This is a genomic window from Novosphingobium sp. FKTRR1 (genome assembly GCF_020404405.1).
Taxonomy (GTDB): Bacteria; Pseudomonadota; Alphaproteobacteria; order Sphingomonadales; family Sphingomonadaceae; genus Novosphingobium.
On sequence record NZ_JAIZDA010000066.1, the window covers coordinates 1 to 6,872 of the forward strand.

The following is a 6,872-nucleotide window of genomic DNA, read 5'->3' on the forward strand; positions in this document are numbered from 1 at the left end:
CCTCGCCAAAGACTGGGAACGCTCCATCGAGAGCTCGACCGCGTGGGCGAATATCGCTTCTATCCGGATGCTAACCCGCAGAATTGCGCGACTTTCAGCCGCATGACAGACTTTTGAATCGGGCTCTTAGGCATATTGGCAATTGCCTCGTGGATGGGTCCCAAGTGCTTGTCTTGGCGTTGCTCGTCCAGCTTAGCGAGCAAGCTTTTGATAGCTTTCTTGCTCTCGGGCAAAAACTGCTTCTTCCATTTCTTGCGCTGGGCCTCCGTGAGATCGGAAATCGCATCGACGATTGCATCGGGAAGGTTGATCACAAGATCAGCGACTTCCTTCGTCATCCTCAGCTCAAAACTTGGATTCATGCCGTGCATAAAGGTATTGACCATATCGGCGTCAGCGAAGGGAACTACCACCGAAGGCGTTTCCCAATTCACTTTGCGAACGGATCGGCAACAATATTTGAGGTGCCCTTCATACACCTCGCCAATCTCGATCGATTGCATCACCGGAAAATGCTCGTCGTCTCCAAAGCCGGCCACGACGATGCCGCTAAGCGACGAGGCTAGAATGCGCTCTTTCACGACTATTAGCTTCGCTAATTCGTAGAGCGCGTGAGTAGTCTCGCCATCGACGCGAAAGGGACCAAACGCAAACGCTATTCTGCTATGAATTTCACCTGAAAAGCGGCCAGCCAGTCGGCTGCCGACGCCGGCAGCGAGACAGATCGCCTCCGGTTCGCTTTGCCAGCGATGGCATTCCTTGTTGATGATGTCGCGTGCGATCTCGCTGGGTTGAGGGGGCGGGTCTGCCCCTTCAACCACGCGCTCGTAGATGGCGTCTTCGATCCTGTCGGCGAGCGAGCTGAACAGGGCTTCAATCGAGCGAAGATAGAACCGGTCCTGCAGATCAGCCGGAAACAGCTTTTCATTGCGATCGAGATACTCGATCAACGCGCGACCATAATCCTCCAGTGCCCCAAAGCGCCGGGAGCCGAGCTCCCGACGAAACATCTTGATGATAGTTTCCCACGGAACCCCTAGAAGCGCAGCGTTTTCATACACCATCACCCCCACCGGATGGCGCTTCGAGAGCATGAAAAGCTTGTCGGCGGAATTGAAGACCTTCCCGCCAGCGCCGTTATTGACCGTCGCCGCGCTATCGCTTGCGAGCGCGACGCCAAGGCTATTCATCACGACAATTTCAGACGTCATACCAGATCTCTCATGGTGCAAACGGCAGCACGCCAGGCCAATGACCCGCTAAAGAGCTGGCAGATATGCACGGGGCTCATGCCACCCCCATATCATCCTCACCACGCAGCAGATCATCCAGCATCTCGGCGATCTCGGCATCTTCAGGCTCGCGGCTCTTGAATGCCATGCTGATCCGCGCAGGCAGTTCTGGCCGCGTCGCCATCAAACGACCAAGAAGACGTCGACGCCCCGCCGCGTCGCGCGGAATGGCCTGCCGCACCGCGATCGTCCGTGAAGATCGCCGGGAGTTCGGCAAAGGCTTTGTCAACGCGTGTCGACTTGCGAGCTTGGCCGCGATGAAAGCTAGAGTTGCATCCGCCTCATCATCGGCAACCGAAAGGTCGCAATCGCTAGCACTAAGGACAAGGTCTTCCATGGCGGTCAATGTCCGATCAAGGCGGTCGGCCGCAGAATGATTGCTCATGAATCAACTCCTTCTGGGAAGGCGCGGGCTAGCCCGCGCCGGATCCGCCGCTGTGCGGACGCATAATGGGTTGCGGTGAGGCCAGCGCGGTCCTGGATTTCAACCGGCTCAAGACCAAGATACATGCCATCCAAGATAGCCAGTACGGCCATGTCGCCACTGAACAGCAATCGAATTCTATCAACCAACTCTCTCGCTTCGACTTCACGGTCAGCACCGGGCTCATCGCTGGGAGCGCTGACAAAGAGCGTCACACCGTCCGAATTGGCCGGAAGATCAGCTTCGGTCATCAATGGCCCCTGGCTCCATTTCCGCCGATGCTCGCTCGCTAGACTCCGCATGACCTCACGAACAAACGCAAGAATTGGTATCTCGCGGGGCCATTTGCGCGTGCCATCCAGCGCCTTGTCGATGGCATCATGCAACAGGTCCCGCCAATCCAATCCCGGAGCATAACGCGCACGAATCTTCGCAAGGAGGTTCAATCGCGCAATGTCGGAGGCTGTCAGCGAGGCAAGTGCCTGCGCAACCTCGTCCACCGTCGCGATCGCATCCTCCTTACATGCTTTCATAGGTCGTGCGTTCATACCTGTCTGTGCTGACGAATGTGGGTGTCGCAGACAGCATCTGCAAAAAAATTTGCAGCCATCGCGCTGTCCGATTTGCCGCACCCCGTCAGCATCTTCCTGTGTCCCCAACTGGAATGCAAGGAACACTACCATGAGCGAGGAAAAAGCCGAAACGAGCGGCAAAGAAAAGAAAGTCTACAACATCCAGATCGACAAGACCCATTATCAGGTTGATAATCCACAACCGACTGCGCGGGAATTGCTGACCCTGGCCGGTAAGGTGCCAGCCGAGCATTTTGCGCTCTATCTTAAGCCTCAGCGCGGAGCGCCGGAACGGATCGACCTCGATGTTCACGTGGATCTCACCAAGCCGGGCGTCGAGCGTTTTGTGACGTTGCCGCTTGATCAAACCGAGGGTCTAGGTGCCGACCGCCGGGAGTTCGACCTCCCGGCGGACGATCTCGAATGGCTTGAGGAAATCGGTCTGCGCTATGAACTTGTCCGCGAAGGTCCCGTACTCCGCGTCGTGATCTATGCCTTTCCGGTCCCCAACGGCTACAATGTGGATCGTGTGGATGTGAACGTCCGCATCGAAACTGGCTACCCTGATTCCCAAATCGATATGGCCTATTTTCATCCGGCCCTTGCACGCGTCGATGGCCGCGCGATTGGGGCATTGTGTTCCGACGGCTTCGACGGGAAAACTTGGCAACGGTGGAGCCGACATCGTACTCCCGCCAACCCGTGGCGCCCTGGGATCGACAATCTCGCGACGCATTTTGGTCTAGTCGAGAGCTGGCTCACGCGAGAACTGGCGAAGGGATGACCGATGGGCGTTTCGCTTACTTTGACGGCCGCGCAGGTCGAGGTTCTTTCGCAGCATCTTTTCCCTGCCGATGGATGCGAGGCCGTGGCCATTCTGCTGTGCGGTCGCCGGGATGACGCCGTTCGGCACCGCCTTGTCGTGCAGAAGGTAGTACCCGTTCCCTATGACGTGTGCAGCGTTCGGCTCCCGGACCGAGTAACCTGGCCGACCAAGGTGTTAGAGCCGTTGCTCATGGAAGCTGCGCAGCGAGGACTCGCTATCGTCAAAATTCATGGTCACATGGGCTACGATCGCTTTTCAGAGGTCGACGACGAGGCTGATCGCGCGTTGTTCCCTTGCGTCCATGCTTGGACAGACCGTGGCCCGCATGGCAGCGCAATCCTGATGGATGACGGACGCATCTTTGGGCGGTTCGTCGATGAAAACGGATCATTCGAGCCATTCGTTCATGTCAATGTTGTCGGCGACGACCTGCGGTTCTGGTACCATGCGCCGGATGATCGCGTCGAAGCGTTTGGACAGCGCATCGCGCAGAGTTTCGGCAGCGGCACCTACGCAATCTTGCGCCGCCTACGGATTGGTGTTGTCGGCTGTTCAGGCACCGGCAGTCCGGTTGTGGAGCAACTTGCGCGCAATTGCGTGGGAGAGTTGGTCCTGGTGGATCCGGATCACGTCGAAGATAAGAATCTCAACCGGATCTTGAATTCCACTCGAGCGGACGCAATCGCAGCTCGCCCAAAAGTTGAGGTTCTCGCCGACGCCATTCGAGCAATGGGGTTGGGCACGAAGGTCGACGCGCATCACGCCGACCTGTTCAATCCGGAAGTCGTCCGGGCGATAGCAGGTTGCGACATCATCTTCGGGTGCATGGACAGCATTGATGGGCGGCACCTTCTAAACAAGCTCGCAACATTCTATTTGCTTCCTTATTTCGATTTGGGCGTGAAGCTTGAGGCCGATGGCCATGGCGGCGTCGATCAGGTGTGCGGAACTGTCCACTTTCTGCAGCCTGGCGGGTCCAGCCTTTTGAGCCGCAAAGTTTACACGATGGAGCAGGTGCGTGCAGCCGGCCTCTACCGGACTGATCGCGCGGCTTACAAAGCCCAGCTGGACCAAGGCTATCTTCGCGGTGTGGCTGAAGATCGGCCGGCCGTCATCCAGCTTAACATGCTGATTGCTAGCCTGGCGGTAAACGAACTGTTGGCTCGGCTACATCCATACCGGCTCGACCCCAACTCCGAATATGCGATTCATCGAATTTCACTTAGCCACGGAATTTTCGAGCATCTCGATGACGGTCCGCCGTGCCTGGCACTGGCTCGTCACGTAGGGCGTGGAGACGTGACCCCATTGCTCGACTGGGCCGAACTGAGCGAACGGAGAATTGCAGCATGAATTGGCTGGTGCAGATTGTCGGGCACGTCCGCGATTTCTTTCGTCCGCGCTATCGGGCAGTATACAGTGATGATTTGCCAGACATTTTGGTGCGCCAGAAGGTCTATCTTATCGGTGAAGACCGGGATCCGTGGCAGGCAGCAATGGTATGTCCATGCGGGTGTGAAGCTAAGATACAACTTAGCCTTGTGCCCGATGACGAACCGTCTTGGCGAGCCGCTGTCGACGGTGCGGGTATCGTAACGCTGCATCCATCAATCTGGCGCACCCGAGGGTGCTACGCACATTTCTTTATCCATCAAGGGAAGATCAAATGGGCTAAGGACAGCGGTAGAGCCCACTAGTCCGTCCGACAGCAAGTTCAGCACTATCTCAACAAGGCGGAGATGAAGCTGCTCAACTGTCGCTCCAGGCCAAGCTGCGATGCAAATTTGTCAGCGGCCAGAATTTGCGACAGCTCAGGAGAGACTACCGCGCAGTCCCGAACGGTCGCTACTAGCGCGGAGACGGTAGGAAGTTGCTCCGGCGATCTACCCCGCCAGGACAAGATTGCCGGATCGCAAGCGGCGTCCGGCACTCCAAACACGATGGCAAAGTAGGTGTTCAGCGCGGAATCCCATCCGACCGCTACCTCGAACAAATCCGCACGATGGGGCAGCGGCTTCAAAGAATACCGGCTCATCGCGTCACCAGTCGCTCGCCAGCATGAGCGTCACGACGCGGAAGCTCTGCTGAGCGTCCCACGGCGCCTCCGATCCCCAAGCGAACGTTCCGTCGTTGGCGTAGACATCGACCTTCCAGAAGATCTTGTGGCCTTGGTGCTCGACTACACCGAAGTCGCGCTCGCCGTGAGGGTCGTTGCCGGGATCAATCGGCGTCTCGTTGATCAGCCGCCTCAAGGCTCGCTTGCCCATCATCAGGTTGAGCTGCCGCGTGCCAGGATCGGGATCCTCGCCAGCAAGAATATCCGCGAGCGCCCGCGTGAACACGGTCTTCGAGGTCACAAGCGACCCCGCGCGGGCGGCATCGTTGAGCGCGGCGATCTCGGCGGTTCGGTCGGTGTCGGCGGAGGCCGCTTGGGCAAGCTGGGTCATCAAACTCTCCTTTGTAGTGATCGACCGATGCACTCCCCCTTCCCCTCCACCCGCCGGTTGACGGCGCTTGATCGTTCACGCTACGTTCTTTTTGAAAGGAAATTCCCGATGCCAATCGGCGCCCACACCGACCATTTCGATCTCGACATCGCGCTGCGCGATGCCTCGTGCGACCTCAACGTGCTGCCGGCGCGGCGCGCGATTGCGGCGCTCTGCATTGGGGTCGGGGTCGACGACGCCTACTTCTCGGTCCGCGAACTGCGCGAAGCGGTGTCACTGGTGCATGAAAACGCGCCCGGCGGGCGGGCGAAACTCGCATCGATCCTCAGCACCTCGTGCGACGATTTCCAGCGGGCGATCTACTACAGCCTCGCCGGGCGCGGCGTAGTCGAGATGGCCGAGGCAATGGACTGGTTGCTGTGCATGCTGAAAGCGCGGGGTCGGACAGCGGCCTGGCTCAGCCGCTCGCGGGTGCGCCGCAAGGATCTGGTCTCGCCCTATGTGGCCGAAGGCCCCGACGGCCCGCTGGTGTCGCCGAACCCCGATTTCGAGCTCGGCCAGTCGTGGTTCGTCGAGCGCGGGCCGGAGCCCTACTGACCGATCAGGGCTCGTCATCGTTGCAGGTAACGACCCGCGAGACAGTGCGGCCCGGCGCGGCCTTGCTCGCCAGCACCACGCGGAAAGGCTGCAGCGGGTTTCCTGTCTTCACGACGGCCGTGTCGGTCAGGATATGCTCGGCAACGCGGGTTGCCACCCGGTTGGCGTTTTCGATGCTGCAGAGGCGCCCACGTTTAGGTGAGCGTTCGGGGGGTGGCTGGTCCGACATGGCCGTGCAAGCTCGCGGGCCAGTCACGGCGCCGACGGGGCGGTCGGGGCCGGCACGATCGTCCAGGCGCGGCTCATCAACTTGCTGATCTTGACGCCCATCCCGTCGTTCATCCGGCGCAGGATGGTCTTCCGGCCCGACTGGACCACCCGGAAGCTGCGTTCACTCTGCCCGTCGGTGAACGTGAGCGGCTCCGCCAGCACCAGCATATCGCCGGGGCGTGGCTTGCGGCGCGAGGTCAGCGCGAGACGCGCCCGGCAGGCCTCGCGCCATTTGGCGGCGTATTCGTTGCCGGGAGGCCCGAGCAGATCGAGGATCGAGGCCGGACAATCGTAGTGGTAAGGCCCCATCGTTTCGCTCAGTCGGGTAGGATTGGTGCTGCTCATGGAGTCAGCCCTGATCCCCCCGCCGAACCGCACGTGCAGCTTTCACTGCATGCGGCTCTCCACTGTGACCTACCAGTCCTTCGCGCTGATCGGGCAATC

At 59.4% G+C, this 6,872-nt stretch carries 10 protein-coding genes and 1 pseudogene; 5 read left to right on the forward strand and 6 right to left on the reverse strand.

The genetic code is table 11. From position 1 onward, the window contains the following. Window positions 1-106 (forward strand): annotated as a pseudogene (locus LDN95_RS22555) (IS5/IS1182 family transposase); the annotation flags it as partial. Here the strand turns inward: LDN95_RS22555 and LDN95_RS22560 are convergent. From LDN95_RS22560 to LDN95_RS22570, 3 genes are all read right to left on the reverse strand, one after another. Beyond that, window positions 60-1,211 carry a hypothetical protein gene (locus LDN95_RS22560; RefSeq protein WP_226019758.1) on the reverse strand — a complete coding sequence of 384 codons (1,152 nt, stop codon included), beginning with the start codon at window positions 1,209-1,211 and terminating at the stop codon, window positions 60-62. The pseudogene LDN95_RS22555 and the gene LDN95_RS22560 sit on opposite strands and share 47 nt — an antisense overlap. Before the next feature lie 76 nt (window positions 1,212-1,287). Further along, window positions 1,288-1,677 (reverse strand): hypothetical protein, encoded by a 390-nt coding sequence (locus tag LDN95_RS22565; RefSeq protein ID WP_226019759.1) that lies wholly within the window; start codon window positions 1,675-1,677, stop codon window positions 1,288-1,290. After that, on the reverse strand, window positions 1,674-2,216 hold the full coding sequence (locus tag LDN95_RS22570; protein WP_226019760.1) for a hypothetical protein: 543 nt from the start codon (window positions 2,214-2,216) through the stop codon (window positions 1,674-1,676). The genes LDN95_RS22565 and LDN95_RS22570 overlap by 4 nt, the downstream gene beginning before the upstream one ends. A 181-nt stretch (window positions 2,217-2,397) precedes the next feature. On the opposite strand from LDN95_RS22570, the gene LDN95_RS22575 reads away from it, so the two are divergent. From LDN95_RS22575 to LDN95_RS23375, 3 genes are all read left to right on the forward strand, one after another. Next, a complete protein-coding gene (locus LDN95_RS22575) occupies window positions 2,398-3,072 on the forward strand; it encodes a multiubiquitin domain-containing protein (protein ID WP_226019761.1) in 675 nt (224 codons plus the stop codon). 3 nt (window positions 3,073-3,075) lie between these two features. Continuing rightward, a complete protein-coding gene (locus LDN95_RS22580) occupies window positions 3,076-4,467 on the forward strand; it encodes a ThiF family adenylyltransferase (protein ID WP_226019762.1) in 1,392 nt (463 codons plus the stop codon). A gap of 143 nt (window positions 4,468-4,610) precedes the next feature. Beyond that, window positions 4,611-4,811: a DUF6527 family protein gene (locus LDN95_RS23375; protein ID WP_370631732.1), complete on the forward strand. Its 201-nt coding sequence runs from the start codon at window positions 4,611-4,613 to the stop codon at window positions 4,809-4,811. 342 nt (window positions 4,812-5,153) lie between these two features. Here the strand turns inward: LDN95_RS23375 and LDN95_RS22590 are convergent, their stop codons facing one another. Further along, window positions 5,154-5,561, reverse strand: a complete 408-nt coding sequence (locus tag LDN95_RS22590; RefSeq protein WP_226019764.1) for a DUF3768 domain-containing protein — start codon at window positions 5,559-5,561, stop codon at window positions 5,154-5,156. 108 nt (window positions 5,562-5,669) lie between these two features. Here LDN95_RS22590 and LDN95_RS22595 point away from each other — a divergent pair, with 108 nt between their 5' ends. Continuing rightward, entirely contained in the window at window positions 5,670-6,158 is a 489-nt protein-coding gene (locus LDN95_RS22595) for a hypothetical protein (RefSeq protein ID WP_226019765.1), read from the forward strand. A gap of 4 nt (window positions 6,159-6,162) precedes the next feature. Here the strand turns inward: LDN95_RS22595 and LDN95_RS22600 are convergent, their stop codons facing one another. Next, window positions 6,163-6,315 (reverse strand): hypothetical protein, encoded by a 153-nt coding sequence (locus tag LDN95_RS22600; protein WP_324608756.1) that lies wholly within the window; start codon window positions 6,313-6,315, stop codon window positions 6,163-6,165. Between the two features lie 95 nt (window positions 6,316-6,410). After that, window positions 6,411-6,773 carry a hypothetical protein gene (locus LDN95_RS22605; RefSeq protein ID WP_226019766.1) on the reverse strand — a complete coding sequence of 121 codons (363 nt, stop codon included), beginning with the start codon at window positions 6,771-6,773 and terminating at the stop codon, window positions 6,411-6,413. Window positions 6,774-6,872 lie beyond the last annotated feature (99 nt).

Excerpts from the sequence above, each read along its gene's own strand:
- LDN95_RS22560 (WP_226019758.1), bottom strand. The coding sequence starts at position 1,211 with ATGACGTCTGAAATTGTCGTGATGAATAGCCTTGGCGTCGCGCTCGCA.
- LDN95_RS22565 (WP_226019759.1), bottom strand. The coding sequence starts at position 1,677 with ATGAGCAATCATTCTGCGGCCGACCGCCTTGATCGGACATTGACCGCC.
- LDN95_RS22575 (WP_226019761.1), top strand. The coding sequence starts at position 2,398 with ATGAGCGAGGAAAAAGCCGAAACGAGCGGCAAAGAAAAGAAAGTCTAC.
- LDN95_RS22580 (WP_226019762.1), top strand. The coding sequence starts at position 3,076 with ATGGGCGTTTCGCTTACTTTGACGGCCGCGCAGGTCGAGGTTCTTTCG.
- LDN95_RS23375 (WP_370631732.1), top strand. The coding sequence starts at position 4,611 with ATGGTATGTCCATGCGGGTGTGAAGCTAAGATACAACTTAGCCTTGTG.
- LDN95_RS22590 (WP_226019764.1), bottom strand. The coding sequence starts at position 5,561 with ATGACCCAGCTTGCCCAAGCGGCCTCCGCCGACACCGACCGAACCGCC.
- LDN95_RS22595 (WP_226019765.1), top strand. The coding sequence starts at position 5,670 with ATGCCAATCGGCGCCCACACCGACCATTTCGATCTCGACATCGCGCTG.
- LDN95_RS22605 (WP_226019766.1), bottom strand. The coding sequence starts at position 6,773 with ATGAGCAGCACCAATCCTACCCGACTGAGCGAAACGATGGGGCCTTAC.